Source organism: Sinomonas mesophila, assembly GCF_001999765.1.
Lineage (GTDB): Bacteria > Actinomycetota > Actinomycetes > Actinomycetales > Micrococcaceae > Sinomonas > Sinomonas mesophila.
The window spans coordinates 489-26,321 of record NZ_KV908334.1 but is presented as its reverse complement, the minus strand read 5'-3'; the positions used below and the strand labels follow the sequence as shown (position 1 = coordinate 26,321).

Genomic DNA, 25,833 nt, shown 5'->3' with positions numbered 1-25,833 from the left:
CTCCGATGCCGGGGCGCTGGCGGCCACGTTGCCGCAGGCACTCAGGGCCAGGATCGCGGCCAGTGCTGCACTTGCTGCAGCCGAGGCCTTGGTGAGGGTCTTCATGGTGCTTCCCTTCGGTGGTTTGCTGCTCAGGTGTAGTGCGGGCGGGGTGCTGTGGAAGCCCTGCTCCGTTTGGTCGCAGCCACCTGATACTGCGTCCCGAACGGAAGGGTCTTCTGTGTCCGGTCCTCAGACCGGGAGCGCTCCCCCCTCGAACGCATCTCATGCCATGGAACCATTCCGATTGCAGATTGTCGACACTTCTACAGATGTTTCTGGAGCTCGCCTGTAACTTTTGTGTTTCATCCAGCCGGCGGTGAATCAGGTCACTCAAACTGTTGACAATCTACAATTGGCGGTCCTAGAGTCGTGGCGAAGGCGGCTCTGAGCAGGCTCACGTGAGGAGCGCCCCCGAATCCGAGCAGGCTCAAGCAACACCACATCTCCAAGGAACGGACAGACCATGGCAGAGACCAACCGGCCGAAGTACATCTCTTTTGACATCTACGGCACCCTGATCAACTGGGACACTGATGCCGTTACCCGCCGGCTGCTGGATGGCCGCCTGCCTGAAGAGCAGTGGCCTGCGTTCAAGAAGGTGTTCCGCGGTTACCGCTTCGACGCGGTCCTTGACTACGCGCCCTACGAGCAGATCCTCCAGAGCTCGTTCGACCGCGTCTGCAACTTCTTTGGCATTGGGCCGACCCCGGGTGCGGGCGCAGAGCTCGCTGACGCTGTGCGTGGCTTTGGTGCGCACGACGACGTGCCGGCTCCGCTGAAGCTCATGGGCGAGAACTTCAAGCTGGTTGCCCTGTCTAACGCCGACGACAGCTTCCTGGAGATCAGCATTCCGAAGCTCGGCGCCGACTTCCACGCCGTGCTGACCGCTGAGCAGGCCAAGGCCTACAAGCCGCGCTACCAGGCCTTCGAGTACATGCTCAACACTCTGAACGCCAAGCCGGAGGACTTCCTGCACATCTCCTCGCACACCCGCTACGACATGCACCCGATGCACGACATGGGCTTCCGCAACCTCTGGCTGCTGGACCGTGGCTACGACCCCATCGGCCCGGGCTACGACCTCAACGTTGTCAAGTCCCTGGACGAGATCAACAAGCACCTCGGTCTCTGAACCGACGTCGAGGCGAAAGGTCACACACCATGAAACTCGTTCCTTATTGGCTGGACACAGCCGAGCCCTCCGGTGACTACCGGCGCACCCCCGTGCCGGAGAACGTCGACGTCGCGATCATCGGCGCCGGCTTCACCGGCCTCTCCGCCGCGCTCGAGTTCGCGAAGCAGGGCGCGAGCGTTGCGGTCTTCGAACGCCACACCGTCGGCTGGGGCGCCTCCGGCCGCAACGGCGGCATGGCCACCACCGGCCTGGCCATCGGCTTCAGCACCGCGGTCAAGCGCTACGGCGAGGCCCGCGCGGTGGAGTACTTCCGCGAGTACAACGACGCGATCGAGAGCATCGAGAAGATCGTCGCCGACTACGCGATCGACTGCGACTTCCAGCGCTTCGGCAAGCTCTCCCTGGCCTTCCACGAGTCGCACAACGACGGCTTCCGGAAGTCCCAGGAGCTCCTGGCCAAGCTCGTGGACCACCACGTCGAGGTGATCCCGAAGTCCGAGATCCACTCCGAGATCGGCACGGACTTCTACCAGGGCGCGATGATGGACCCGCTGGGCGCGGGCCTGCACGTGGGCAAGTTCTCCCACGGTCTGGCCGGGGCGGCCATTGGGGCCGGTGCGGTGGTCTGCGAGGACGCGGGCGTGACCGAGCTCAAGCGCGTCAACGGCACGGTGCACGACGTGCACACCACCCGCGGGATCACCCGGGCCAAGCAGGTCCTGGTTGCCACGAGCGGCTACACCGGCAGCGTCACCCCGTGGATGCAGCGCCGGGTCATCCCGGTGGGCAGCTTCATCATCGTCACCGAGCAGCTGCCCGAGGACGTCGTGAACCGCATCCTGCCGAACCGGCGTATGGCCTCGGACAGCAAGATGCTCACCTACTACTTCCGCATCACCCCGGACAACCGGCTCCTCTTCGGCGGCCGGGCCCGGTTCGCACTCTCGAGCCCGGACTCCGACGTCAAGAGCGCCGAGATCCTGCGCAAGGCCATGCTCGAGCTGTTCCCCTACCTCGACAAGACCCGGGTGGACTACATCTGGGGCGGGCTCGTGGACCTCTCGATGGACCAGATGGTCCACGCCGGCGAGCACGACGGGCTCTTCTACTCGCTCAACTACAGCGGCCACGGGGTCCAGATGGCCGCGCACATGGGCAAGCGGATGGCGCACTACATGGGCGGAGACAAGTCCGCAAACGTGTGGGGGGACCTGAAGAACCCGCCCGTGCCGGGCCACTTCGGCCCGCCGTGGTTCCTGCCCCTCATCGGTGCAGCAGCCAAGATCATCGACCGGATCAAGTAGTCCAAAAGAAGGCATCGCATGTTTCCCTTGACCTCCGTGGCTGACGCGCGCCCTGAAACGGCTGGCATCGCCCCCGCTGCCGGTATCCCTGGTGGGGCCTTCATCGAAGGGCAGTGGCAGACCCACGCGCTGGACCTCCCGGTGCGGAACCCGGAGAACGGCCAGATCCTCGCCATGGTGTGTGTGTCCACGCCGGCGGAGGTCAAGGGCGCGATCGGCCACATCCATGAGCACCTCGCGGCGGGGGACTGGCCCCTGCGCTCCCGCCGCGAGGCCCTCGAGCGCACCTCGCGGTTCCTGCTGGAGCGGGCCGAGTCCTTCGCCCGCCTGATCGCCTCCGAGGCCAGCAAGACCATCCGCGAGGCCGAACGCGAGGTCCAGCGGGCCGCCGAGACCCTGCGCCTGTCTGCCGCCGCCGCGGCCGAGCTCGCCGGGGAGACCCTGGACTTCGAGGACAGCCTCGCCGGACCGGGGAAGATCGGCTGGTACCAGCGCAAGCCGGTGGGCATCGTCGCGGCCATCACGCCGTTCAACGACCCCCTGAACCTCGTCGCGCACAAGCTCGGCCCGGCCCTGATCGCCGGCAACGGCGTCGTGCTCAAGCCATCGGCACGCACGCCCCTCTCCGGCCTGGCCCTCGTGAACCTGCTGCTCGAGGCCGGGGTGCCCTCGGGGCGCATCGCCGCCGTCGTCAGCGGCCCCGGGGTCTCCGAGGCCCTGACCACTGACGAGCGGATCGACCTGATCTCCTTCACGGGCGGCCCCCGCACCGCCGACAGGATCGCCGCGGCCGCCGGAGCGAAGAAGATCGTCTCCGAGCTCGGCGGCAACAACCCCACGATCGTGTGCGCCGACGCCGACCCGGCCTGGGCGGCCGAGGCCATCGTCGCAGGCGCCTTCGGCGTCGCGGGCCAGAACTGCCTCTCCGTCCAGCGCGTCTACGTCCATGCCACGCTCTTCCAGACCGTCGTGGACCAGGTCGCCCGAGGCGCGGCCGCGCTCACCGTCGGTCCCAAGCTCGACCGCGGTACCGACGTCGGCCCGCTCATCTCCGAGGACGAGGCCCGCCGGGTCGAGGACTGGGTGGACGAGGCCAGGGCCGCAGGCGCGACCGTCCACTCGGGAGGGCAGCGCCGCGGCGCCTTCTACGACCCCACCGTGCTCACCGGCGTCCCCGCCGAGTGCCGCGTGCTCCGGGAGGAGGTCTTCGGGCCCGTGGTCACCCTCGTGCCCTTCACGGACACCGCCGAGGCCATCGCGGCCGCCAACGACTCCGAGTACGGCCTCCAGGCCGGCGTCTTCACCCGGTCCGTCGACCAGGCCCTGGCCATCGCCGAGAAGCTCCATGTCGGCGCGGTCGTGGTCAACGAGACCAGCGATGTGCGGATCGACTCCATGCCCTTCGGCGGGTTCAAGAAGTCCGGCGTCGGCCGCGAAGGCGTCAGGTTCGCCGTGCTCGAGATGACCGAGCCCAAGAACATCATCATCACCCTCAACCCAGCGCAGGCCCAGCACCCCGGCGGGCTCGCGGAACGGCCCGCATCATGAGCACAGACAGAATCGCCGTCATCCCCGGCGACGGGATCGGCCACGAGGTCGTCCCAGCCGCGATCGCCTGCCTCGAGCGGATCGCCGAGCACCACGGGCTCGGCCTCGAGTTCACCCACTACGACTGGGGATCCGAGCGCTATCTCAAGCGCGGGCGCATGATGCCCCTCGACGGGCTCGAGCAGCTCGCCCGGCACGACGCGATCTTCCTCGGCGCCGTCGGCTCCCCCGAGGTCCCGGACACTGAATCCCTCTGGGGCCTGCTCATCCCGATCCGTCGTGAGTTCGAGCAGTACATCAACCTCCGCCCCGTCAAGACGCTCGACGGCGTGGTCTCCCCGCTCGCGGCCACCGACCCGATCGACATCCTCATCGTGCGGGAGAACAACGAGGGCGAGTACTCCGAGGTCGGCGGCCGCATCTACCGCGGCCTGCCCCACGAGAGCGCCGTCCAGGAGACCGTCTTCACCCGCCACGGGATCCGCCGGGCCGCCCGCTACGCGGCCGCCCTCGCGGCCTCCCGCCGCGGCCGGCTCGCCTCCGCGACCAAGAGCAACGGCATCATCCACACCATGCCGTTCTGGGACGAGGTCGTGGAGGAGACCCTCAACGACTACCCCCAGGTCACGCTCACCAGCGAGCTCATCGACGCCATGGCCGCCCACCTGGTCCTCAAGCCGTGGACCTACGACGTGATCGTCGCCTCCAACCTTTTCGGCGACATCCTCTCCGACCTCGCCAGCTCCGTCACCGGCTCGATCGGCTTGGCCGCCAGCGCCAACCTCAACCCCGAACTCCGCCACCCCTCGCTGTTCGAACCCGTCCACGGCTCCGCCCCGGACATCGCGGGCAAGGGCCTGGCCAACCCCATCGGCCAGATCTGGTCCGGGGCCATGATGCTCCACCACCTCGGCCACGCCGGGGCCGCCGCCCACCTCCAGACCGCCTTCGAAAGCGCGCTGCGGAATGGGCACGGCACCCGCGACGTCGGAGGAACCTCCACGACCGCCGAGTTCACCGACGCCGTCCTGTCCGCGATCGATTCCCTTGCCCCGCACCGGGCGGCATCCGTCCTGGCCGAGCCCTGCTCGTGAACGCCGCAGCTGGGCGCCGGCCCGTCGTCGCTGTCCTGTACCGCGAGGCGCTGCCGCCGCGCCTCTCAGACGTCGAGGGCCTGGCCGACGTCCGCCTCACGAAGGCGGACGGCCTCGCCGAGGCGCTCGACGGCGCGGACGTGCTCTACCAGTGGCACTCGTTCTCCCCGGCCCTGAAGGAGCACTGGGCCGCGGCGACGAGCCTGAAGTGGGTCCACGTCTCGGCGGCAGGAGTCAGCCAGCTGCTCTTCGAAGACCTCGTCCGCAGCGACGTCGTCTACACGAACTCGCGCGGGGTGCTGAGCCGGTACATGGCCGAGACCGTCCTGGGGTACATCCTGGCCATGGCCAAGAATGCACCGGGCTTCCTGAGGCAGCAGCAGCAGCACCGCTGGCAGCACAGGATGACGGAGTCGATCCTCGGCCGGTCTGCCCTCGTGGTGGGCACGGGCTCCATCGGCCGGGAGATTGCCCGTCTCCTGACCGCTGTGGGCATGGAGGTCGACGGCGCGGGCCGCTCGGCTCGCGCCGGCGACGCCGAGTTCCGGCAGATCCACGCCTCCGGCTCGCTCGCCGACATCGTCCACGCCTACGACTTCGTTGTCCTGGCGGCGCCCCTCACCGAGAGCACTAGGGGCATGGTCGACGCCGACGTGCTCGCCGCGATGAACCCCTCCGCCCGCCTCATCAACGTCGGGCGAGGGGAACTCGTCCGCACCGAGGACCTCACCGCGGCCCTGGCCTCCGGCACGCTGGCCGGGGCCGCCCTCGACGTCGTGCATCCGGAGCCGCTGCCCGAGGGCCACCCCCTCTGGGACATGGAGAACGTCATCATCACGCCCCACATGAGCGGTGACGTCCACGGCTACCTCGACGACCTCGGCAAGCTGTTCGTGGACAACCTGACGCGCTACGCCCAGGGGGAGCCCCTGAGGAACGTCGTCGACAAGACCCTCGGATTCGTCCGGTCCCCCTAAGCGGGCGTCACCACACGGCCACAGCAGCGGCTGCACCGGGGGGATGCAGCGGCGTGGGCCGACTCCCTTTCCCCATCCCCCAACCCCCGAGAGGCACTCCGATGCCCAAGCCAGCAGAAGTCGCGACGACCACGTCGCATGCCCCCGCCGCTTCCGAGGCCCAGGACGGTGTCGTGTCACCCCCGCCCTTCGAAGCCGGCGACCGCGTGCGGTTCAACTCCCACGATTCCAAGGGAACCGGCACCGTTGACGCCGCTATGCCCGACGGCTCCGTGATCTGGGTGTGGCCTGACGACGCCATGGGCCGGAAGATGCTCCACCTCGCCGGGGACGCCTCGGCCCTCCTCGAACGGCGGCAGACGGAGCCGCGCCCGGCCGGGCCGCACGTGCGGAGGGCCCGCCCGCAGAGGAAGAGGGCTGCCGCGCCGCTGGCCGCCGAGAACGCCTGCCCCGACGGCTCGTGGTGCCCCTACTGCGGAGAGCCCCAAACCGGCTGACCGCGCGGACGCCTCGATTCAGTGCGAATCGGCAAGGATTGCGAGGTAGTGCGGATTGGTCATCACACCCAGGATGTTTCCGAACGGGTCGACGACCGAAGCGGTGACAAAGCCGGCATCACCCCGCGGGGTGACCGGCTGATACTCAACGGCGCCCAGGGAGAGCAGACGCTCCACCGTTGCGCTGAGGTCATCGACGTGCCAGTGCATGACGGCGCCCCCAGGCTCAGTGGCCGAGGCTGGCGGACGATAGCGGCTGTCGATGATCCCCAGCTCGTCCTGGTAGTCGCCGATGCGGAACTCGGCGTAGGCGAGGCGCCCGTCAGGGCCTGAACGCCGGAAATACGGTTCAAGGCCGAGGAACTCGGCGTACCACGCGGCGGCTTCCTCGACGTCGTCGGCCCAGAAGTTGATGGTGCTCAACCCGCGCAAGCTCAATGCCAGGTCCTTTCCCCGTTGTGGTTGACCGGGCCAACGATGCCGGGAGCTGCGGCCGGCGTCAATGATTCAGCGCCACGTTGGGCTGCGAGAGGCGCTGGTCCTCCAGGATGGCGCACGCCGGAGGCAGCGCCGCCGCGACGAGCTGCCGGCTGTGCTCGTGGCGGGGCCGGGCGAAGAAGTCCGCGGTGTCCGCGAGCTCGACGAGCTCGCCCCGGTGGAGGACGGCGACGCGGTGGCTCATGTAGCGGATCACGCTCAGGTCGTGCGAGATCAGGATCAGCGTCAGGCGGCGGCTCTCGTGGAGGCGCCGCAGCAGGTCCAGGACCGTCCGCTGGGTCACCGCGTCGAGGGCCGAGGTGGCCTCGTCGCAGATGAGCACCGACGGCTCGAGCAGCAGCGCCCGCGCGATCGCGAGCCGCTGGAGCTGGCCCCCCGAGCACTGGCTGGGGTACCGGTCCAGGATGGTCGGGTCCAGGTCCACTTCCTTGACGGCCTGATGGATGCGCTTGCGCCGCGCGGCCGGCGTCCCGCCTCGCGTGAGCAGCGGTGCCTCGAGGCTCGTGCGCAGCCGCATCCGCGGGTCGAAAGAATCGTGCGGCTCCTGGAACACGAGCTGCACGTCCCGGCCGGGGGTGCGGGAGGGCGCGGCGGCGCCGTCGCCCGCCCGGGCGACCCGCCCGGCGTCGGCCGTCTCGAGCCCGACGACGAGCCGCGCGAGCGTGCTCTTGCCCGAGCCGGACTGGCCGAGGATCCCCAGGATCTCGCCGTCCCTGACCTCGAGGGAGACCTCGTCGAGGGCCGGGCGGGCGTCGCGGCCGCGGCCGGGGAAGCGCTTCGTGGCCCTGTCGAGCACGACGGCGGCGCTCGCCTCGTGGTCGACGGCGCGGCGCGGCTTCGCGTCCGGCGTGAGGGCTGCGGCCTCCCGCAGCGTCCGGGTGCAGTCCGTCTGCGGGGCATTGAGCACGGCGGTCGCCGGCCCCGATTCCTCGATGCGTCCGGCGCGCATGACGGCGACCCGGTCGGCGTACGCGGCGACGGTCGCGAGATTGTGCGTGATGTACAGGACGCCGAGGCCGTGTTCGCGGCGCTGGCGGTCGATCAGGTCCAGGACCTGCCGCTCGAGCACCGGGTCGAGGGCCGAGGTCGGCTCGTCGGCGAGGAGCAGCTCCGGCCGTCCCGCGAGGGCCAGGGCCATCATGGCGCGCTGCGCCATGCCCCCCGAGAGCTGGTGCGGGTAGGCGTCCGCGCACGACGCCGGGTCGGGGAACCCCGCGCCGGAGAGCAGCTCGAGCGCGCGCTCCTCCGCCGCCTTCCCCCGGAGCCCAGCATGCAGCGCGAGCGGTTCGAGCAGGTGGCTGCGGACGGTCCGCCGGGGATTGAGGACGCGCTTGGGCTGCTGGTAGAGCATGCCGACGCGCCCGCCGCGCACCCGGTTCAGCTCGGCCTCGCCGGCGCGGGTGAGGTCCGTGCCGCCGAGGCGGATCGACCCTGCCTCGATGTGCACATGCGGCGGCAGCAGCCCCAGGACGGACAGGGCGGTCATGGTCTTGCCGCTCCCGGAGGCCCCGACCAGGGCCACGAACTCGCCCGGGGCCACCGTGAGGTCGACGCCCGAGAGGAGTGGGGTCGATGCGGGCTCCGGGCCGCGGCCCGACTCCCGGCGCTTCCATGCCCAGCGGCGCTGGGCCGGCGGCACCCCGTGACCGACGTGCAGGTGCTCGATGATCAGGCCCTCAGACATCGGAACCCCTCCGGGACGGGGCCAGGGAGAGGAGCGTCCTCAAGCCAGCCAGGGCCGCTAGGTGCTGCCCGATGAGGGTCACGCACAGGGCCACGGTGAAAATGACGAGTCCCGGGGCGAGGACGCCCAGCGGGGACCGCGCCGCGTACGGCTGGGCGGAGGCCAGCATGGACCCCCAGTCCGACTGCGGCGGCTGCACGCCGAGCCCAAGGTAGGAGAGGGCACCGACGGCGATGAGGAACTGCCCGAAGCGCAGCGCCGCCTGGCCGAGGAGCGGCCCGGAGAGATGCGGGAGGATGTGCCGGAACACGACGAACGACGGCGAGCAGCCCAGCACCCGCGCGGCCTCGACGAAGCCGCGCGAGGAGACGTCGTAGGCGAGGGCCCGGGCGAGCCGCGCGAAGGGCGTCCAGCCGGTCACGGCCAGGGCCAGCAGGAGGGACACGGGGCCCGCGCCGAGCACGGCGACGACGAACAGGGCGATGACCATTTCTGGCAGGGCCAGCAGGACGTCGCTCGTGCGCGTGAGGACCTCGTCGATCCAGCCGCGGCGGCGGGCGCTCACGACGCCGATGGCCGTGCCGAGGGCCGCCGTCAGGAGCGTGGCCGCGCACGCGACGGCGAGCGAGAAACTCCCGCCCTCGAGCAGCCGAGACAGCGTGTCCCGGCCCAGATGGTCGGTGCCGAGCCAATGGGTCGGGCTGGCGGGGGCCAAGCGCTCGGCGAGGCTCTGCTGGGCCGGGGGATACGGGGAGATCCACGGGGCGAGGGCCACGGAGAGCACGACGACGGCCAGGACTGACGCCGCGACGATGAGCGCGGTGCGGCTACGCATGGCTGTTCCTCATCTTCGGGTTCAGGACCGCGTGGAGGAGGTCCCCCGCGGTGGTCAGCACGACGGCGAGGACTACGACGAAGACGACGCCGCCCTGGGCGAGGGGTATGTCGCTGTTGAGCACGGCGTCGTAGAGGAGCCGGCCCATGCCCGGGATCGCGAAGATGACCTCGACGATGACGGACCCGCCGAGCAGGCCCGCGAACCAGACGCCGGTCAGGGTCGTGAGCGGCAGCAGGCCGTTCGGGATCACGTGCCTGAAGACGGTCTGGGAGTGACTGAGCCCGCGGGCCCGGGCGGCGAGGACGTGCTCGCCGCCCAGGGCATCGAGCATCCCCTCCCGGACCGCGGACGTGAAGTGGCTCAGCGGGCGGATCGCGAGGACGGCCACCGGCAGGACCATCGACGACGGGCCGGACCAGCCGGCGGAGGGGAGCACGGAGAGGTTCAGCGCGAAGACCAGCACGAGCACCGGCGCCAGCCAGTATTCGGGCATCGCGATGAGGGCCTGCGTCAACGCCGTGATGACCCTGTCGGTCAGGCGCCCCTCCCGGAGGGCGGCGAGGGTCCCGAGTGCCGTGGCCGCGATGGCGGCCACGGCGAGCGTGACGACGGTCAGGCTGAGCGTGATCCACAGGGCGGGCATGACGTGCTCGATCACCGGGGTGCGGCTCGTGTAGGAGAGGCCCATGTCCCCGGAGACGAAGTGGCTCAGCCACCGCACGTACTGCACGGGGAGGGGATCGTCGAGCCCCAGCTCGGCTGTCAGCCCTTGGACGGCGGACTCGTCGACCAGCTCGCCTTGAACCTGGGAGCGGATGATCTTGCGGACCGGGTCCCCGGGGGTCACGTAGGGGATGAGGAAGACGACGAACGACGCCAGGAGGACGGTGACCCCCAGGGCCGCCGTCCTCCTGGCCAGGAACCCTCTCACTGGCCGCCTCTGGCCGATGCGGCCGCGCGGATCCTGCTCACGAGGCGGGCTTGGCCGTCACCGCGCGCAGCGCGTAGCGGGACAGCGGATCCTGCGCGTAGTTCTGCACCTGGGCGCCGATCGCGTCGACGGCCTGCTGATTCACGAGCCACACGTTCACGGCCTCATCCTGCAGGATCTTCCCGGCCTCGGAGTAGAGCCTGTAGCGCTCCTGTGCATCGGTGGTCGTGGCGGCCCGGGCAATGATCCGGTCGTAGTCCTCGGTGCAGAAGTGGCTCAGGTTGTAGGTGCCCTTGCACGTGTAGTCGGCGGTGAGGAAACCGATCGGGTCGGCGATGTCGATCAGGCGATTGCGCTGGCTCAGCAGCATGTCGTAGTTGCCGGCAAAGAGGTCCGGCTCGATCGCAGCGGTCTCGACCGTCTTGATCGTCACTGGGACGCCGATGTTCTTGAGATTCTCCTGGATGACCGTCGCGACGTCGGCGAACTCCTGGCGCTCCGCGATCGCGATGATCTCGAGCGGCCGCTCCGGCGTGTAGCCGGCCGAGGCCAGGAGCCTCTTGGCCTCCTCGAGGTCCTGCCGCGGCGTCTGGGCGCCCTCGATGGCCCACGGCTCCGAGGGCGCGAAGGGCCCGGTCGACGGAAGCGCGGAGCCCTCGTAAACGCTCCCGGCGAGGGCGTCGAGGTCCAGGGCCGAACGAATGGCCTTGCGGAAGTCGACGTTGTCGAACGGCGCCCGGCCGTTGTTCATATAGAGCGTTGCGGTGCGGGGCGAGTCAGACTTGAGCACCTTGACCCGGGAGTCCGCTTCGAGGGCCGCGAGGCTCGAGACGGGGATGGACATGGAGATGTCCGCCTCGCCGGTCTGGACCTGGGTCGCGCGGGTCGCACCGTCCGTGATGAACCGGACCTCGGCCCCGGCGAGCTGGACCTGTCCGCCCCAGTAGTTCTCGTTGCGGTCGAGGGTGAGCGACTGCTTCGGCACCTCGGATACGGCCTTGAAGGGCCCCGTGCAGTGGCCGAAGGGGTTGGTCGAGGCACCCGTGAAGGCGGCGGGAGCCAGCACTCCGGTGTTGACGCTCGCGAGGCGATAGGGAACGAGCGGGCTCTCGCTCGGCGTCGTGATCCGCACCGTCCGCGCGTCCACGGCCGCGACGGAGCTGACCGTCGAAGGGCCGAAGGCGCGGGCCGGGACGGGGGCCTTGAGGACGCTCTGCAGCGAGGTCACGACGGCCTCCGCGGTCAGCGGCGTGCCGTCTTGGAACTGCACGCCCTCACGCAGGGTGAAGTCCCACTCGAGCGGCGAGACCTGCTTCCACTCGGTCGCGAGGGACGGGACGATCTCGCCCTTCTCCGCGTCATACCGGGTCAGGGTCTCGAGGCAGCCCGAGAGCGAGAGGATGACGGCGGCGTCGCTCGCCAGCGCCCAGTCGGCCACGGGCGCGCGGAAGTTGTCCACGACGATGCGCTGGCTGAGGTCCGCCGGCTGGGATTCCCCCTGCGCGCCGTTGAAGCCGCACCCTGACAGGGCAACCAGAGCCGTCAATCCGATCGCCGATGACCGAAGCCAAGCACGCATAGAACCACCTAGAAAACGCTGCGCCCCGAGGTGGGGGCGCATTGAAGACATTTGGACAATCCGTGAGCAAGGTTAGGCAAACCTTGTCCATTGGTCCAAATTAAGACAGGAAAGATTGTCCTAATGCGGGCGTCGATGCGTGCTCTCCGCCGCAACCGCCCTCGCCTGTCGGGGCCCATGCGTAGGGTTGGTCCCGTGATCCGATCCCGCCTCGCAGCCGGGCCCCGGGCGTCGACCGCCCGGGAGATCCTGCGGCTCGCCGTCCCCGCCTTCTTCGCCCTCATCGCCGAGCCGCTCTTCCTGCTCGCGGACTCGGCGATCGTGGGCCACCTCGGCGTCGAGCAGCTCGCGGGGCTCGGGCTCGCCACGACCGTGCTGCAGACCGCCGTCGGGCTCATGGTCTTCCTCGCCTACGGCACCGGGCCCGCCGTCGCGCGCTTCCTCGGCGCGGGGCGGATGGGCCACGCGATGTCCGCCGCGCGCGACGGCGTGTGGCTGGCCCTGCTGCTGGGCCTCCTCCTCGCCGCGCTCGGCTGGGCTTTCGCCCCGGCGACCGTGGGCACCTTCGGCGCGGTGCCTGCCGTGGCGGCCCACGCCGTCGACTATCTCGTCTGGTCCATGCCCGGTCTCGTGGGCATGCTGCTTGTCTTCGCCGGCACGGGCGTCCTGCGCGGGCTCCAGGACACGAGGACGCCGCTCGTCGTCGCGGCGGCAGGTTTCACGGGGAACATCCTCCTGAACCTGCTCTTCGTCTACGGCTTCGGCTGGGGCGTGGCCGGGTCGGCCGCGGGCACGAGCGTCGCCCAGCTCGCGATGGCCGGGGTGTACGTCGCGATCGTTGTCCGGCGCATGCGCCACGAGGGCGTGGGCCTCACCCCGACCGGCCGCGGCCTCGCGGCGGCGGCGCGCGTGGGCTCGTGGCTCATGCTCCGCACCCTGAGCCTGCGCGCGGCGATCCTCGTCACCGTCGTCGTCGCGACGGCGCAGGGCTCCGCCAACCTCGCCGCGCACCAGCTCGCCATGACGGTCTTCAGCTTCCTCGCCTTCGCCCTCGACGCCCTCGCGATCGCCGCGCAGGCCCTCATCGGCAAGGAGCTCGGCGCCTCGAACGCGGCGCGGGCCCGCGAGCTGACCGCGACGATGGTCCGCTGGTCCATCGGCTTCGGCACGCTCACCGGCGGCCTGCTCGCCCTCGTCGCCCCGTGGGCGGGGTGGCTCTTCACGACCGACGCTGGCGTGCACGCCGCGCTCACGCCTGCCCTGCTCGTGCTGGCACTGAGCCAGCCCGTGTGCGGGGTCGTGTTCGTGCTCGACGGCGTACTCATCGGCGCTGGCGACGCGCGCTACCTCGCGCTCGCCGGCCTGCTCAATCTTGTCGTCTATGCGCCGCTCCTGATCTGGGTCGCGGCCTCCGGCGTGGGAGGCCCAGCGGGGCTCGGATGGCTGTGGGCGGCATTCGCGGGCGGCTACATGCTCGCCCGCGCGGCAACCCTCGGCTGGCGCGCCCGCACGGACGCGTGGATGGTGCTCGGGGCGCACTGAGCCGGCGGGGCAGTGCAGGCGACGTCGACGCTGACAGCCCTTGCCGAAAAATGTCGGACCCCCCTGAGAGGCTGTGATCGTGGCCGGACGGCGGCCACGGGAGGCCAAGTCGGCCCATCACCTCGGGCCGGGCAGCACGCGAGGGGGCGCGGTGGAACAGCAGAACCAGGACGAGTCTGACGATCTCGAGGGGCTGGGCGCCGGCATGGGGGACGAACGAGGCCTGGAAGAGGGCCCCACGGGAGACCGGCCCTCGGAGGGCAGGACGCTTGGGCGCCCGCCAGACGACGAGCCGGCGTCGACTGAGGACTCCGAGAGCACAGCACCAGTCGACGATCCATTCCCCAGCACGAGCGACCTCCGGGAGCTGCTCGAGAAGCACTCGCTGCACGCCCCGGGAATCCTCATGGAGTTCACGCCGGGACGGGATTCACCCCTCAAGGGCCGGCTCGTGCTGCCCGAGGGCGAGCTGACTCCCGTGCAGCGCTCGGCGCTCCTCCAGGACTTCGCGCGGCTCATCGGATGGTCGGACGCCGGCCAGGCCCGCGCCGTCGCTGACGTGTACGGGGGGTTCACCATGCAGCGGGAGCCGCAAGGCCCCGAGCGCAGTGTCCGCATCGGGGCGGCCGAGGCCCGGTCCATGACGGTGGTCGAGACGTCCGCCGCGCTGTCCCTCACGGACGGGCAGGCGCAGCGGGTCGTCGCGCGCTCCCTCCGCCTGGCCGGCCCGTTCGCCGCAGTGCTGGACGCGCAGGAGGAGGGCCACATAGGCCCCCGGCACGCGGACGTCATCATGGATCAGTCGGAGGGCGTGCCTGCCGACTCGGTCGAGGACTACGCCCGCCGGTGCCTCGCCTCGGCGCGGGACAGGGCCGGCCGGCTCCGGACGAGCGTCGAGGTCCGCCGCTCCGCCAAGGGCTTCCGGGAGCGCGCCCATCCCGAGTCCGCGAGCGTCCGCAAGCAGAAGGCGGTCCTCGACCGGCGCGTCGAGCTTCATCCCGAGGACGACGGCATGTCGACCCTGGCCATCCTCCTGCCGGAAGAGGTCGGCCTGGCGGCCTTCACCCGAATCGACCGGGAAGCGCGGGCTCTCTCCAAGGAATCCGGCGAGACCCGCACCCTCGCCCAGCTCCGCGCGGACGTCTGCGCTGCGGCCATCCTCGGAGGGGAGCCCGACGGCTGCCCTCCCGGGGCTCGGCCGAACCGTCGCCGCCGGAGGTCCCGTTCCCGCGGAAGCGTCCGGGCCGACGTCACCATCACGGTCCCTCTCGCGACGCTCCTCGGGGCGGCCGACGACGGCGCGGTGCTGGGCGGGATGGGTGTGCTCGACGCCGCGACGGCACGGGACCTCGCCGCTGCCGCTCCTAGCTGGTGGATCGCGTTCACGGACGCCGAAGGGACCGTCGTCGGCATGGGACGCCGGCGCCATCGGCCACCCGCCGCGCTGGCTGCCTTCATCAGGGCGCGCGACGTCACGTGCCGGTGGTCGGGCTGCAGCGTCCCGGCGCTCTCGTGCGAGATCGACCACCTTCACGAGTGGGCGAGCGGCGGTTCCACCGATCCCGACAACCTCGTCTGCCTCTGCGCGCGGCACCACCGGCTCAAGACGCTGGGACTCCTCGACGCCACCGCGGACACCCTCGGCGGCCTGGCGCCGGGACGGGTCGCGCTCTCGACACCCTCGGGCCAGCGCCTGACCGGCCTCCCCGAGCAGCACGAGACTCCCGTCGGGGAGAGGCTCCAAGGCCGCAGGCCCGCGGACGCGGGAGGCGCTGAGGGAGATGCCGGAGACCCCGAAGGGGATGCACACGATCCCGGCGGCGATGCCCACGACCCCGACAGGGATGCCCGCGACCCCGACGGGAACGGATGCCCAGAAGGGATGGGCGGCATCGGGCTTCGCAACAGCAGACGAGGCCTACGTGACCGATGCTCTCCCCGGCGACCCACCCGACTGGCCCGGCCGAACCGGCTGGGGCCGCCCCATGGACGCCGAAACGTGGTCGGCTCTGGCCACCGCCCTCAGGACCCGTCAAGCCCAAGGGCATGTCACTCCGAGTGACATGCCGCCGTCGCCGCTCCCGCCGGTGCCCGAGGAGCCGCCGTTCTAAGTGCGCAGCCGCCCTTCGAACAGGCTCGCTAGACTTGATGCGTGCCCGACATCCCCTCCAGCCCCGCGTCCGGCGTGCCCTCCGCTTCCTCCGGGAGCCCGAGCACGCCGTCGCCCGCAGTCTCGCCCACCCTATGGCGCCCCGTGCTGCTGCGCGCCGCGGTCGCGCTCGTCTTCGGCGCGGTGACGGTGTTCTGGGGACAGCCGACGACGGCGGGCGCGGCCTGGGCGCTCGGCGCCTACTTCATGGGGCTGGCCGCAGCGCAGGCGTGGCAGCTGCGCGAGGAGGGCCGCCGGCAGTCCTCGGCCCGTCCCTCGAAGGCGCAGCGCACGACCGCCTCGGCAGCGTTCGGCTTCGCAGCGGCCGTTGGGATCGCCCTCGGCGCGGCCCCGCAGCCCGCCGTCCTCGCCGTGGGCGGGGCGATCGCGCTCGGCCTCACGGGCGCCTCGGACCTGTTCCGCGGCATCGCCGGCCGCAGCCGGAGCCCGCTCGCGCGCGATGCGGTGATCGCCGGCGTCGTCCATCTCGGGGCGGCCGTGCTGCTGCCGTTCTTCACGGGGCTCGGTGCCCACGCGCTGCTCGGCGTCTCGGGCGGGGCCGCCATCATCACGGGCGTCCTGCTCGCGGTCGCGGGACTGAGCCTCAGGCACGATTCCCAGCCCCGCGCCGACGTGGCCTAGAATCGAAGGGTTCTACTGCGCGTAGAACTCTCGCACCACCCCGGCCAGCACAGGAGGGCCCCCATGTCTGACACGCCGCGCGGTCCCCGCGTCGGGATCAAGGGCCCGCTCATGTTCTCTGCCCTCTTCGCGGTGATTGCGTTCTTCGCCGTCCTCTTCTTCGCCTCGGGCGGCACGGACCAGGGCCTTCGCTTCGACCTTGCGTTCAGCGGTGCGGGCATCGCGTTCATCGTGTGCCTCGTGATCGCCGCGATGCTCTCCATGAGCTACAAGGAGAACGCCGAGCACCTCGGCCAGGGCTCCGGCGTCAACCTGCGCTCCGCGGACCGTGAGATCGACGGCGGTCAGGCACCGGAGGCCCGCGACGACCGCGACCCCCGCGCAGACCGCGATCCCCGCGACGACGACACCCCCGAAGACTGAGTGGCGGGAGCCGGGCGGCGCCCAGCCCTCGCTGGCGTAGGCGAGGTGCACGGCCCGGCGCGCCGCGTTCACTCTGCTCGGCGGGCGCACTCTGCCCGGCGGGCGCGAGGGCGCAGGAACGCCGTTCGGGGACGGGTGGACGTGGACGGCTCATCCCTGCGGTCGAAGCCCCTGTAGTTTGCTGCTCCGACCAGGACGCTGAGGAGAAGCAGGTCATAAAACGCCCAGGCGACATTCACGAGCGTGCCGATGCCTTCGCCGAGGCCGAGGAACCACCGCACGAGCCCGAGGAGAACGGCCACGGCCAGCAATAGCGCGGCGATGGCCTGGGCCCAGAGGAGGCGGAGCGGCCTCGAACCGGCCTGGCGGGTCTTGGGGGTCACGGCGAAGCCGAGCGGGCGGCCGAACCACACGTTCGCCGCGGCGGTCGTGCAGGCTCGGATCCAGGTCGGGAAGAGGGCCAGGCTGTACTGCTGGCCGCGCCAGGTGGGGACCCCGTTGGCGGCGATGAGGAACAGGGTCTGGTTCAGGGCCATGAACGGGATGAATCGGGCGAAGAAGTCCGTGCTGAGGGCGTGCACGGGCAGGACCCCGACGAGGAGGTAGACGAGCGGGCCGGCGAAGTAGACGACGGCGGCGAAGCCGGAGAGATAGCTCCACATGGTGCCGAAGTACATCAGCCCCTGCGCTGGCCTCAGGCCTCGCATCGTGAGGGGGTTCTCGCGGAGCATAACCTGGATGGTCCCCTGGTGGTAGACGCTGGTCCATCCAGTCGCGTGCAGGCGCATGGAGGTGGACATGTCCTCGGTGACCGAGATCGTGGACAGCGGCATGATCGGCTGGGCCTCGTGGGCCCGGTCCACGTTCGCCGCCTCGAGGAGCGCCCTGACGGACTCCAGGGCCGCGAGCGGGGACAGGTCTCGGGCGGCCAGGTAGTCGACCGCTGCCTCGAACGCGTCCGGATCCTCCCTCAGTTCCTCGTGGGGACCGAGCTCGGCCCTCAGCTGGGCTAGGTCGGCGGCCACGGCCGCGAGGTCCTCGGCGACCAGCGCACGCACGGCCGCGTCGGCCTGTCTCTGCACCCGATAGGTCGCCTCGGCGATCGATCCTCCCTGCGCGAGGGCCCGCCTCCCCTCGGCGAACGCCTCCTGGACCCGTGCCAGCAGCACGGCCATGCGTTCGTCCCGCGCCGCGGGGTGGCGCCGGGCACGGCGCATGACCCGCTGCCCGACGGCGAAGGCCCTCCGGACCCTGCGCTCGGTGTCGGCCACGTAGCCGGCGACGCCGAGCCGCATGAGGGCCTCGCGGCGCATGACTGCGTTGGAGCCGCAGAAGAATGCCGCGTTCCAGCCGTCCTTGCCCTGCATGATCGGCCCGTAGAACAGGGGAGCCTGGGAACCGAGCGGGTCGTCGTTGGGGACGTTGCCAAACCACTGCGGGCTCTGGACGAAGGCGACCTTGGGGTCGCGGAAATGTCCGAGGATCCGGTCCAAGATGTCCGGGTGTGGCATCTGATCGGCGTCCAGGACGAGGAAGAACTCGCCCTGAGTCTGCTGGAGGGCGTTGTTGAGGTTCCCGGCCTTGGCGTGGCGGGGCTTGCCCTCCCATTCGGCCCCGCGGCAGATGTACCCGGCCCCGAGCCGCTCAGCGGCCTGGCGCAGGTGCGGGCGGGCGCCGTCGTCCAGCACCCAGGTCCGGTGCGGGTAGCTGATGGCCAGGGCCGCACGGACGGTCGCCAGGACGAGCTCCGGTTCCTCGTTGTAGGTGGTGATGAACACGTCCACACTGAGGCCCGCCTCCGGCTCGGGCGGGATGTCCGGCCGGTCCAGCGACCGCCATGCGGCGATGGCGAACAGAGTGACATCGACGAGCGAGTATGTCTCGGCGGCCACCAAGGGCACGGCGATCCACCACGCCTCCCAGTTGAGCGAGAACAGCCATCGCCAGGCCACGTAGTTCAGACCGAAGACCAGCGTCAGGACGATGACAGCCCGCAGGAGAAGCCGCCTCCGGGTGGGCACTCGTTCTGTCGCATCGACGAGCTGACGGTCCCCGGAGGGTGGGGGGCCGGTTTCGGCAGCCGCGGTGCGGCCTGTGGCTTCAAGCTGTGAACGCATCATGGGGCTCGATCTGTCTCGTCGTCACCGGTGACGGGGGCGGGGCGGCGCCCGGCGGGATGCCGGGCGCCGCCCGTGGTCAGCGTGCGGCCAGGGCCGTCTTGAGGGCGTTCGCGGAGGCGGTAGTGCTGTTGATGCGCCAGTCGACCTCCTTGTTGTGGTGGAACCAGACGAAGCCGGTGACGTCGGGCTGGGCGTTGAGGTAGGAGACCAGGTCGGTGTTCCACGTGGCCTTGGAGCCGCCGGCCTCCGCGGAGGCCGTCTCGGTGACCAGGATCTGCTTGCCGGGGGCGAGGCTGCGCAGCTGGGTCAGGCCGTCTCCGAACAGGGCAGAGGGGGCCGTCCAGGAGCTCCAGGCCTGCGAGGTGCCCCAGTTGTAGCCGTCGAGGGCGACGATGTCGACATAGCCTGCGCCCGGGTAGAGGCCGGCCAGGGGAGTGGAGCCCCAGTACGGGACGTTGGGGGCCCAGACCCACTGGACGTTCGTGGCGCCCGTGGAGGCGACGACGTCATGCACGTGCCGCCACGCGGCGACGTAGTCGCCCGGGCCGTTGCCGTTGGCGGCCTCGGCCCAGGGGTACCAGTTGCCGTTCATCTCGTGCGCGAAGCGGAGCATGACGGGCTTGCCCCAGGAGGCCAGGGCGGTGCCCCACTGGCGGATGTAGGTGTCGAAGTCGCCCGCGGTGATGCGGTCGAGGGCGTAGGCGGGCTGGTTGGCGCCATTGCCCGACCACAGCCAGGGCTCCCAGGTGATCAGGCTCGTCGCGCCGCGGGCGTCGACGGCGTTCAGGTCAGCGATGGGCGCGGCCTGGGAGAAGTCCTTGTAGGACAGCACGATCGAGGGGCTCTCGTTGACGAGGGCGGCGACGGCGTCGAGCTCGGCCGAGGCGAGCGGCCCACCGGGGGTGGAGACGCCGAAGCGCAGCCGCTCGCTGCTCACCGGCGGGACCGATGTGGCGGACGCAGTCATGGACAAGGTCTTGGGCGTCAGCGCGGTGTCCGTGATGGCCTGCCGGCCTGCCCCGAGCGAGGCCGGGCTGTAGGTGACGGTGTAGGCCGCGGACGCCGTGCGCCCGGCTGTGGCCTTGAGCGTGACGGTCGGCGTCGTCGTCATCGGGATCGTCACGGCCGCGGTGAAGGTGCCGTCCTGCTGCGTGGTGAGCGGGACGCTGACGGTGCCGGCGGTGAGGGTTCCCTGGGTGTTGCGGGCGAAGCCCGTTCCCGTCACGGTGACGGAGGCCCCGGCCGGGCCAGCCGCCGCGCTGAGGCAGATCGCCGCGCGCCCTGCCGCCTGGGTTGGGGCGACGATGCCGAGCAGGGCCGTCAGGGCCAGTATCAGGGCGGCCACCGAGGGCCAACCCAGTTTCTTCTTGCGCACATGCACTCCTGACATCGGGGAGGAGGCCTGGCACGGACGGCGGGACCCGCCCATCGGTGGCTGGGCGGCAGGGCTCCGGGGCCACGATCGTCCCAGAGCGAATCGCGCTCCGGCGGGTTCTTCGACCAATCCTTGGGAGAATCTGCGCAGGCACCCTACCCCGCGGCTCGGCGCTCCCGGTAGGCGCGCACGTGCGCGCGGTTGGCGCAGTTCCCGGTGTCGCAGTAGAGCTTCGAGCGGTTCTTGGAGAGGTCGATCAGCACCGCGTCGCAGTCCTCGGCCGCGCAGACGCGCAGCCGGTCGAGCTCCTTGGCGCGGATCACGTCGACGAACGCCATCGCCGCCTCGGTGCCCATCCGGTCGGCGAGCGGCGCCTCGGGCGTCGTCGCGTGCAGGTGCCAGTCCCATTCGTCGTGCTTGACGAGCTGGGGGAGGGCCTGGGCCTCGCGCATGAGCACGTTCACGAGCTCGACGGCCTCGTCCTCGCTCGCCCCCCACAGGGTGCGCAGGCGCGACCGCAGGGCGCGCACCGCAGCCAGCTCGGCGCCGTCGTGCGTGCGCGATCCGCTGAAGCGCTCCCGCTCGAGGAACGCGTCGAGGTCGGCGCCGGTCGCGAGCTGCTCGCCCTCCTCCGAGTCCAGCCGGTCGAGCGTGTTCACGAGGTTCACGACGCTCTTGAGGGCGACCTCGGTGTCATGGGTGAAGATCACATTGACTCCTGACGGGTGCGGGTCTACTGTCACTACCATACTCCTGCTTGACTCATGACATTCCCCGGGAGGTGCCCCATGCGTGCTGCGGCTGCGCTCTCTGCGAACCGTTCGGCGTCCGGACTCGTCTTCGCCCTGCTCTCGGCCGCGACGTTCGGCGTCTCCGGGCCCCTCGGCAAGTCCCTCCTCGAAGCCGGGTGGTCCTCTGGGGCGGTCGTCGGCGTGCGCATCGGCCTCGCAGCACTCATCATGCTCGGCCCCGCCCTGTGGATGATGCGCGGGCAGTGGGGGCGGCTCCGCGGCGCCGTCGGGCTCATGGCGGGCTACGGCTCCGTTGCCGTGGCGCTGTGCCAGTTCTTCTACTTCAACGCCGTCGAGCGCATGAGCCCGCCCGTCGCGCTCATGCTCGAGTACCTCGCGCCGATCATCATCGTGGGCTGGATCTGGCTCCGCACGCGCCGCCGCCCGGGCACGCTCACGATCGTCGGTTCGCTCGTCGCGATGGGCGGGCTCGTCCTCGTGCTCGATCTCATGAGCGCGCGGAGCGTGGACGTCGTCGGCGTCCTGTGGGGCGTCGCCGCGGCTGGCTGCCTCGCCGTGTACTTCGTGCTCTCGGCGAAGTCCGACGGCGTGCTGCCGCCCTTCGTCGTCGTGGCCGGGGGGATGCTGTTCGGCTCCGTCACGATCGGAGCCCTTGCCGCCGTCGGGCTCCTGCCCATGGCCGCGACCTTCGGCTCGGTCGAGCTCCTCGGCGCCGAGGTGGCATGGTTCGTGCCGATTGCGGGGATCACGGTCGTCGCGGCCGTCATCGCGTATGTCCTCGGCATCGTCGGGGCGCAGCGCCTCGGCACCAAGGTCGCGAGCTTCGTCTCGCTCACGGAGGTCCTTTTCGCCGTCGCCGCCTCCTGGCTCATGATCGGCGACGTTCCAGCCCCCGTGCAGGCGCTCGGCGGGGCGCTCATCGTGGCGGGCGTGGTGCTGGTCCGCATGGACGAGCTCCGGGCCCCGGCCGAGGCGCCGGTCTCGGAGAGCCTCCTCGAAGCCACGACCGGGCCCCTGCCCGTGGCACAGCCCCGCGCCTAGCATGGAACCATGTGCCGCAACATCAAGGTCCTGCACAACTTCGAGCCGCACGCGACGAGCGAGGAGGTCCATGCCGCGGCGCTGCAGTACGTGCGCAAGGTGAGCGGGAGCACCCACCCCTCGAAGGTCAACGAGGCCGCGTTCACGCGCGCCGTTGAGGAGATCGCGCATATCACGGCGCACCTCCTCGAGGAGCTCGTGACCTCCGCCCCGCCGCGCGACCGCGAGGTCGAGGCGGCGAAGGCGAAGGCCCGCGCGGCCGTGCGCTTCGGAACTGCTACCGCTTGAAGCGCGTGAGCCGCAGCGAGTTCGCGACGACGAGCACCGAGCTCGCGGCCATCGCCCCGCCCGCGACCATCGGATTCAGGAGCCCGAGCGCCGCGATGGGGATGCCCACGGCGTTGTAGAAGAACGCCCAGAACAGGTTCGCCTTGATGGTCGAGAGCGTCCGGCGGGACAGCTCGATCGCGGTCGCCACCTGCCCGAGGTCATCGCCCATGACCGTGAGCTCGGCCGCCTCGCGTGCCACGTCAGTCCCCGAGCCCATCGCGATGCCGAGGTCCGCCTGGGCCAGAGCCGGGGCGTCGTTGACGCCGTCGCCGGCCATCGCCACCCGCGCCCCCGAGGCCTGGAGCCGCCGCACAGCCTCGGCCTTCCCCTCGGGGCGCACGCCCGCGTGGACGTCCTCGGGCGCGATCCCCACCTCGGCGGCGACGCGCGCCGCGACGGCGGCGTTGTCCCCCGTGAGCAGGACGGGCCGCAGGCCGAGGGCCTTGAGCCGCGCGATCCCCGCCGCGGAGCCAGGCTTGACCGTGTCCCGTAGCGAGAGGATGCCGGCCGGTTCGCCGTCGATGGCGACCCACACCGCGGTCGCGCCCTCCGCCTCGCGCCGCTCGAACAGGGCGAGGTGCGCCCCGGCGGGCCCCTCCGCGGGCCCGTCCCACGTCCACGCAGTGCGCCCGACGCGCACCTCGTGCCCCTCCACCGCCCCCACGACGCCGCCGCCCGGCGCCGAGCGGAAGCCGACGACGGCGGGCAGCCCGCCGCCGTCGTGCGCGGCGGTGCGCGCGGGGACCGCGGGACGCTGGGCCGCAGCATGAGCGACAGCGCGGGCGAGCGGGTGCTCGCTCGCCGCCTCGACGGCCCCTGCGAGCCGCAGGAGCGTCGCCTCGTCCCACGGGGCGAACGCGTCGACGGCGTCGAGCGCGAGCCGGCCCGTGGTCACCGTGCCGGTCTTGTCGAGCACGATCGTGTCCACGGTCCGCGTGTCCTCGAGCGCCTGCGGGCCGCGGATGAGGATGCCGAGCTGTGACCCGCGCCCGCTGCCGGCCAGCAGGCCCACGGGGGTCGCGAGGCCGAGCGCGCACGGGCACGCGATGACGAGGACCGCGACGCCGGCCGTGAACGCCGCGGGGAGCGAGCCGCCGAGCGCGAGCCAGGCCGCGAACGTCACCGCGGCGATGCCGAGGACGATCGGGACGAACACCGCGCTGATCCGGTCCGCGAGGCGCGCGATCGGCGCCTTGCCCGACTGCGCGTCCGCGACGAGCCGCGCCATCGCCGCGAGGGTCGTCTCGGAGCCCACGCGCGTGGCCTCGACGACGAGCCGCCCGGACGTGTTGACGGTCGCGCCCGTGACGGCGTCGCCGGGCCCAACCTCGACGGGCACGGACTCGCCCGTGATGATCGAGGCGTCGACGGCGGATTCGCCCTCCCGGACGGTTCCGTCGGTCGCGATCGTCTCGCCCGGACGCACCATGAACAGGTCGCCGGGCGCGAGCTCGCCGGCCGGGATCTGCTCCTCGACGCCGCCGCGCAGCACCGTGGCGCGCTTGGCGCCGCGGTCGAGCAGGGCCCGCAGCGCGTTCCCGGCGCGGGCCTTCGCGCGCGCCTCGAGCCAGCGGCCCAGGAGCAGGAAGGTCGTCACGACGGCGGCGACCTCGAAGTACAGGCCTCCGGCCCCGGACATCTCCATGCCCGGGTGCTCCGTCATTTGGGGGTCCAGGACGAGCTGGACGAGGGAGTACAGGTACGCCGCGGCGACGCCGAGGGACACGAGCGTGTCCATGGTCGACGCCAGGTGCCGCGCGTTCACGGCCGCCGCACGATGGAAAGGCCACGCGCTCCATGTCACGACCGGCAGGGAGAGGGCCGCGGCCCACCACCCCCAGTGCGCGAACTGCGCGGCCGGGACCATCGAGAGGAGGAGCACCGGCACCGCGAACGCCGCCGAGACGGCCAGGCGTGGAAGGAGCGCGCTGCCCGGCGCGGGCCGCGGGGCGGGGATGGGCGAGGCGGTGGCTGCCGCGGAGGATGGCGCCGCCTCAGCCTGGGCGGCGGAGGGCGGTGTGGTGCCGCTGGCGGACGACGGCGTGTCGCTCGCCGCGCCCGACGGCGCGGTGCCGTCGTGGCGGGTCCCGCCGTCGTGCGTCGGGGGAGCCGATGGACGCTCGGCTCTGATCCGCGCCGTATAGCCGGCGGCGGCGACGGTGGTCACGAGCTGGTCGTCGCTCACGCCCGCGGGCACCTCGACCCGGGCGGACTCGAGCGGGAGGTTGACGCTTGCGCGCACGCCTTCGATCTTGCCGAGCTTGCGCTCGACCCGGGTGACGCACGAGGCGCAGGTCATGCCCTCGATGTCGAGCTCGACGATCCGACCTCCGGCGGTGCGGTTCTCGCCGGGGCCGTCGGCGCCGATGGTCTCGGCCCCCATGTCAGGCGTCGTTGGCCACGATGAGGTAGCCCGCCTCGGCGACGGCCTCGCTGATGGCCTCGTGCTTGATCTTGCGCGTGGCGTTGATCGTCACCTCGGAGATGCCGCCCGCGTTGAGGTCGACCATGACGTCCTCGACACCGTCGATCGCCTCGAGTTCCTCGGTCACCGAGTTGATGCAGTGGCCGCAGGTCATGCCGTCGACGTGGACGGTGGTGGTGAAGTGGCTCATCGTGCTGTTCCTCTCGGACGGTTCGTGCAGGTCTGGTGGCAGAGTGTGGTCGTGCTGCGGCTGTGCAGGCAGGGAGGGCCTACCGCAGGAGCCTGCCGATCGCGTCGGCGGCCTCCTTGACCTTCGCGTCGAGCTGGTCCGCGCGCCGGCCTGGGTCCGGCTCGTTCGCGGCGCCGACAACGCAGTGGCCGATGTGCTCCTCCACGAGGCCCAGGCTCACGGCCTGGAGGGCCTTGGTCACCGCCGACACCTGCGTGAGGATGTCGATGCAGTACCTGTCCTCCTCGACCATGCGCGCTATGCCGCGCACCTGGCCCTCGATCCTCTTGAGGCGGCGCAGGTAGGCATCCTTCTGGGTGCTGTAGCCGTAGTGACCCCCGTGGGCGTCGATGTGGGTCTCGATCGTGTGCTCCATGGTTTCGATGGTATACCGGGAGGGGGTATGAGTTCAACTACCCCCAGGGGGTATCGACCGTCCGCCGTCCCTGTGGGCGAGGGCACATGCCGCCGATTTGCGACAGGCTGGCGCGGCCGGTATTGTTTTCTGAGTCGCCGGGGCGGCCACGAGAAATCGGGGTCCAGCCGGGCGGAAGATCCCCCTCGAACAGCCGGAACGGCGGCGATGTGCTGCGCGCTCGGGTGGGGCCGGGAACGGAATTCCGAGGCTTTTTCCGAGAAATACGGAATTTGCACTGGAGGGCCGGTTCCGGTAAAGTG

General features: G+C 71.1%; 23 protein-coding genes. 12 read left to right on the top strand and 11 right to left on the bottom strand.

Annotated features, from left to right (window positions below; genetic code table 11):
* Positions 1-505 precede the first annotated feature (505 nt).
* The 6 genes from BV907_RS11360 to BV907_RS18375 all read left to right on the top strand — a co-directional run bounded on the left by BV907_RS11360 (position 506) and on the right by BV907_RS18375 (position 6,597).
* Positions 506-1,174 (top strand): HAD family hydrolase, encoded by a 669-nt coding sequence (locus BV907_RS11360; protein ID WP_077489851.1) that lies wholly within the window; start codon positions 506-508, stop codon positions 1,172-1,174.
* A 29-nt stretch (positions 1,175-1,203) separates the two neighbouring features.
* Positions 1,204-2,481: an NAD(P)/FAD-dependent oxidoreductase gene (locus BV907_RS11355; RefSeq protein ID WP_077489850.1), complete on the top strand. Its 1,278-nt coding sequence runs from the start codon at positions 1,204-1,206 to the stop codon at positions 2,479-2,481.
* Between the two features lie 18 nt (positions 2,482-2,499).
* Positions 2,500-4,029, top strand: a complete 1,530-nt coding sequence (locus tag BV907_RS11350) for an aldehyde dehydrogenase family protein (protein ID WP_077489849.1) — start codon at positions 2,500-2,502, stop codon at positions 4,027-4,029.
* On the top strand, positions 4,026-5,123 hold the full coding sequence (locus BV907_RS11345) for a tartrate dehydrogenase (protein ID WP_077489848.1): 1,098 nt from the start codon (positions 4,026-4,028) through the stop codon (positions 5,121-5,123). Before BV907_RS11350 ends, BV907_RS11345 begins: the two co-directional genes overlap by 4 nt.
* Positions 5,120-6,100: a D-2-hydroxyacid dehydrogenase gene (locus BV907_RS11340; protein WP_077489847.1), complete on the top strand. Its 981-nt coding sequence runs from the start codon at positions 5,120-5,122 to the stop codon at positions 6,098-6,100. The genes BV907_RS11345 and BV907_RS11340 overlap by 4 nt, the downstream gene beginning before the upstream one ends.
* Before the next feature lie 101 nt (positions 6,101-6,201).
* The gene (locus BV907_RS18375; protein WP_139346730.1) at positions 6,202-6,597 is read left to right on the top strand and encodes a hypothetical protein; all 396 of its coding nucleotides are present in this window, start codon (positions 6,202-6,204) and stop codon (positions 6,595-6,597) included.
* A gap of 18 nt (positions 6,598-6,615) precedes the next feature.
* Here the strand turns inward: BV907_RS18375 and BV907_RS11330 are convergent, their stop codons facing one another.
* From BV907_RS11330 to BV907_RS11310, 5 genes are all read right to left on the bottom strand, one after another.
* Positions 6,616-7,020 (bottom strand): VOC family protein, encoded by a 405-nt coding sequence (locus BV907_RS11330; protein ID WP_245827931.1) that lies wholly within the window; start codon positions 7,018-7,020, stop codon positions 6,616-6,618.
* Between the two features lie 76 nt (positions 7,021-7,096).
* Positions 7,097-8,779 (bottom strand): ATP-binding cassette domain-containing protein, encoded by a 1,683-nt coding sequence (locus BV907_RS11325; protein ID WP_077489844.1) that lies wholly within the window; start codon positions 8,777-8,779, stop codon positions 7,097-7,099.
* Positions 8,772-9,614, bottom strand: a complete 843-nt coding sequence (locus BV907_RS11320; RefSeq protein WP_077489843.1) for an ABC transporter permease — start codon at positions 9,612-9,614, stop codon at positions 8,772-8,774. Before BV907_RS11320 ends, BV907_RS11325 begins: the two co-directional genes overlap by 8 nt.
* Entirely contained in the window at positions 9,607-10,548 is a 942-nt protein-coding gene (locus tag BV907_RS11315; RefSeq protein ID WP_077489842.1) for an ABC transporter permease, read from the bottom strand. The genes BV907_RS11320 and BV907_RS11315 overlap by 8 nt, the downstream gene beginning before the upstream one ends.
* A gap of 37 nt (positions 10,549-10,585) precedes the next feature.
* Positions 10,586-12,127 carry an ABC transporter substrate-binding protein gene (locus tag BV907_RS11310; protein WP_077489841.1) on the bottom strand — a complete coding sequence of 514 codons (1,542 nt, stop codon included), beginning with the start codon at positions 12,125-12,127 and terminating at the stop codon, positions 10,586-10,588.
* Between the two features lie 177 nt (positions 12,128-12,304).
* Here BV907_RS11310 and BV907_RS11305 point away from each other — a divergent pair, with 177 nt between their 5' ends.
* The 4 genes from BV907_RS11305 to BV907_RS11290 all read left to right on the top strand — a co-directional run bounded on the left by BV907_RS11305 (position 12,305) and on the right by BV907_RS11290 (position 16,883).
* Positions 12,305-13,669 carry an MATE family efflux transporter gene (locus BV907_RS11305; protein ID WP_077489853.1) on the top strand — a complete coding sequence of 455 codons (1,365 nt, stop codon included), beginning with the start codon at positions 12,305-12,307 and terminating at the stop codon, positions 13,667-13,669.
* 151 nt (positions 13,670-13,820) lie between these two features.
* Entirely contained in the window at positions 13,821-15,731 is a 1,911-nt protein-coding gene (locus tag BV907_RS11300; RefSeq protein WP_077489840.1) for an HNH endonuclease signature motif containing protein, read from the top strand.
* Positions 15,732-15,821: 90 nt separating this feature from the next.
* The gene (locus BV907_RS11295; RefSeq protein WP_245827930.1) at positions 15,822-16,460 is read left to right on the top strand and encodes a hypothetical protein; all 639 of its coding nucleotides are present in this window, start codon (positions 15,822-15,824) and stop codon (positions 16,458-16,460) included.
* A 63-nt stretch (positions 16,461-16,523) separates the two neighbouring features.
* Positions 16,524-16,883, top strand: a complete 360-nt coding sequence (locus BV907_RS11290) for a hypothetical protein (protein WP_077489838.1) — start codon at positions 16,524-16,526, stop codon at positions 16,881-16,883.
* Positions 16,884-16,951: 68 nt separating this feature from the next.
* Here the strand turns inward: BV907_RS11290 and BV907_RS11285 are convergent, their stop codons facing one another.
* The 3 genes from BV907_RS11285 to BV907_RS11275 all read right to left on the bottom strand — a co-directional run bounded on the left by BV907_RS11285 (position 16,952) and on the right by BV907_RS11275 (position 21,088).
* A complete protein-coding gene (locus tag BV907_RS11285) occupies positions 16,952-18,904 on the bottom strand; it encodes a glycosyltransferase (protein ID WP_245827929.1) in 1,953 nt (650 codons plus the stop codon).
* A gap of 175 nt (positions 18,905-19,079) precedes the next feature.
* The gene (locus BV907_RS11280; RefSeq protein WP_342745549.1) at positions 19,080-20,378 is read right to left on the bottom strand and encodes a glycoside hydrolase family 26 protein; all 1,299 of its coding nucleotides are present in this window, start codon (positions 20,376-20,378) and stop codon (positions 19,080-19,082) included.
* A 155-nt stretch (positions 20,379-20,533) separates the two neighbouring features.
* Positions 20,534-21,088 (bottom strand): CGNR zinc finger domain-containing protein, encoded by a 555-nt coding sequence (locus BV907_RS11275; RefSeq protein WP_077489836.1) that lies wholly within the window; start codon positions 21,086-21,088, stop codon positions 20,534-20,536.
* A gap of 78 nt (positions 21,089-21,166) precedes the next feature.
* Between BV907_RS11275 and BV907_RS11270 the strand changes: the two genes are divergently transcribed.
* A complete protein-coding gene (locus BV907_RS11270) occupies positions 21,167-22,171 on the top strand; it encodes an EamA family transporter (RefSeq protein ID WP_077489835.1) in 1,005 nt (334 codons plus the stop codon).
* Between the two features lie 9 nt (positions 22,172-22,180).
* Positions 22,181-22,459, top strand: a complete 279-nt coding sequence (locus BV907_RS11265; protein ID WP_077489834.1) for a DUF2277 domain-containing protein — start codon at positions 22,181-22,183, stop codon at positions 22,457-22,459.
* On the opposite strand, the gene BV907_RS11260 is transcribed toward BV907_RS11265, so the two are convergent.
* The 3 genes from BV907_RS11260 to BV907_RS11250 all read right to left on the bottom strand — a co-directional run bounded on the left by BV907_RS11260 (position 22,449) and on the right by BV907_RS11250 (position 25,531).
* A complete protein-coding gene (locus tag BV907_RS11260) occupies positions 22,449-24,884 on the bottom strand; it encodes a heavy metal translocating P-type ATPase (RefSeq protein WP_077489833.1) in 2,436 nt (811 codons plus the stop codon). The two genes, BV907_RS11265 and BV907_RS11260, sit on opposite strands and share 11 nt — an antisense overlap.
* Position 24,885: 1 nt before the next feature.
* Complete coding sequence (locus BV907_RS11255; RefSeq protein ID WP_077489832.1) at positions 24,886-25,116, bottom strand: heavy-metal-associated domain-containing protein; 231 nt, start codon at positions 25,114-25,116, stop codon at positions 24,886-24,888.
* Between the two features lie 79 nt (positions 25,117-25,195).
* Positions 25,196-25,531 carry a metal-sensitive transcriptional regulator gene (locus BV907_RS11250; RefSeq protein WP_077489831.1) on the bottom strand — a complete coding sequence of 112 codons (336 nt, stop codon included), beginning with the start codon at positions 25,529-25,531 and terminating at the stop codon, positions 25,196-25,198.
* Positions 25,532-25,833 lie beyond the last annotated feature (302 nt).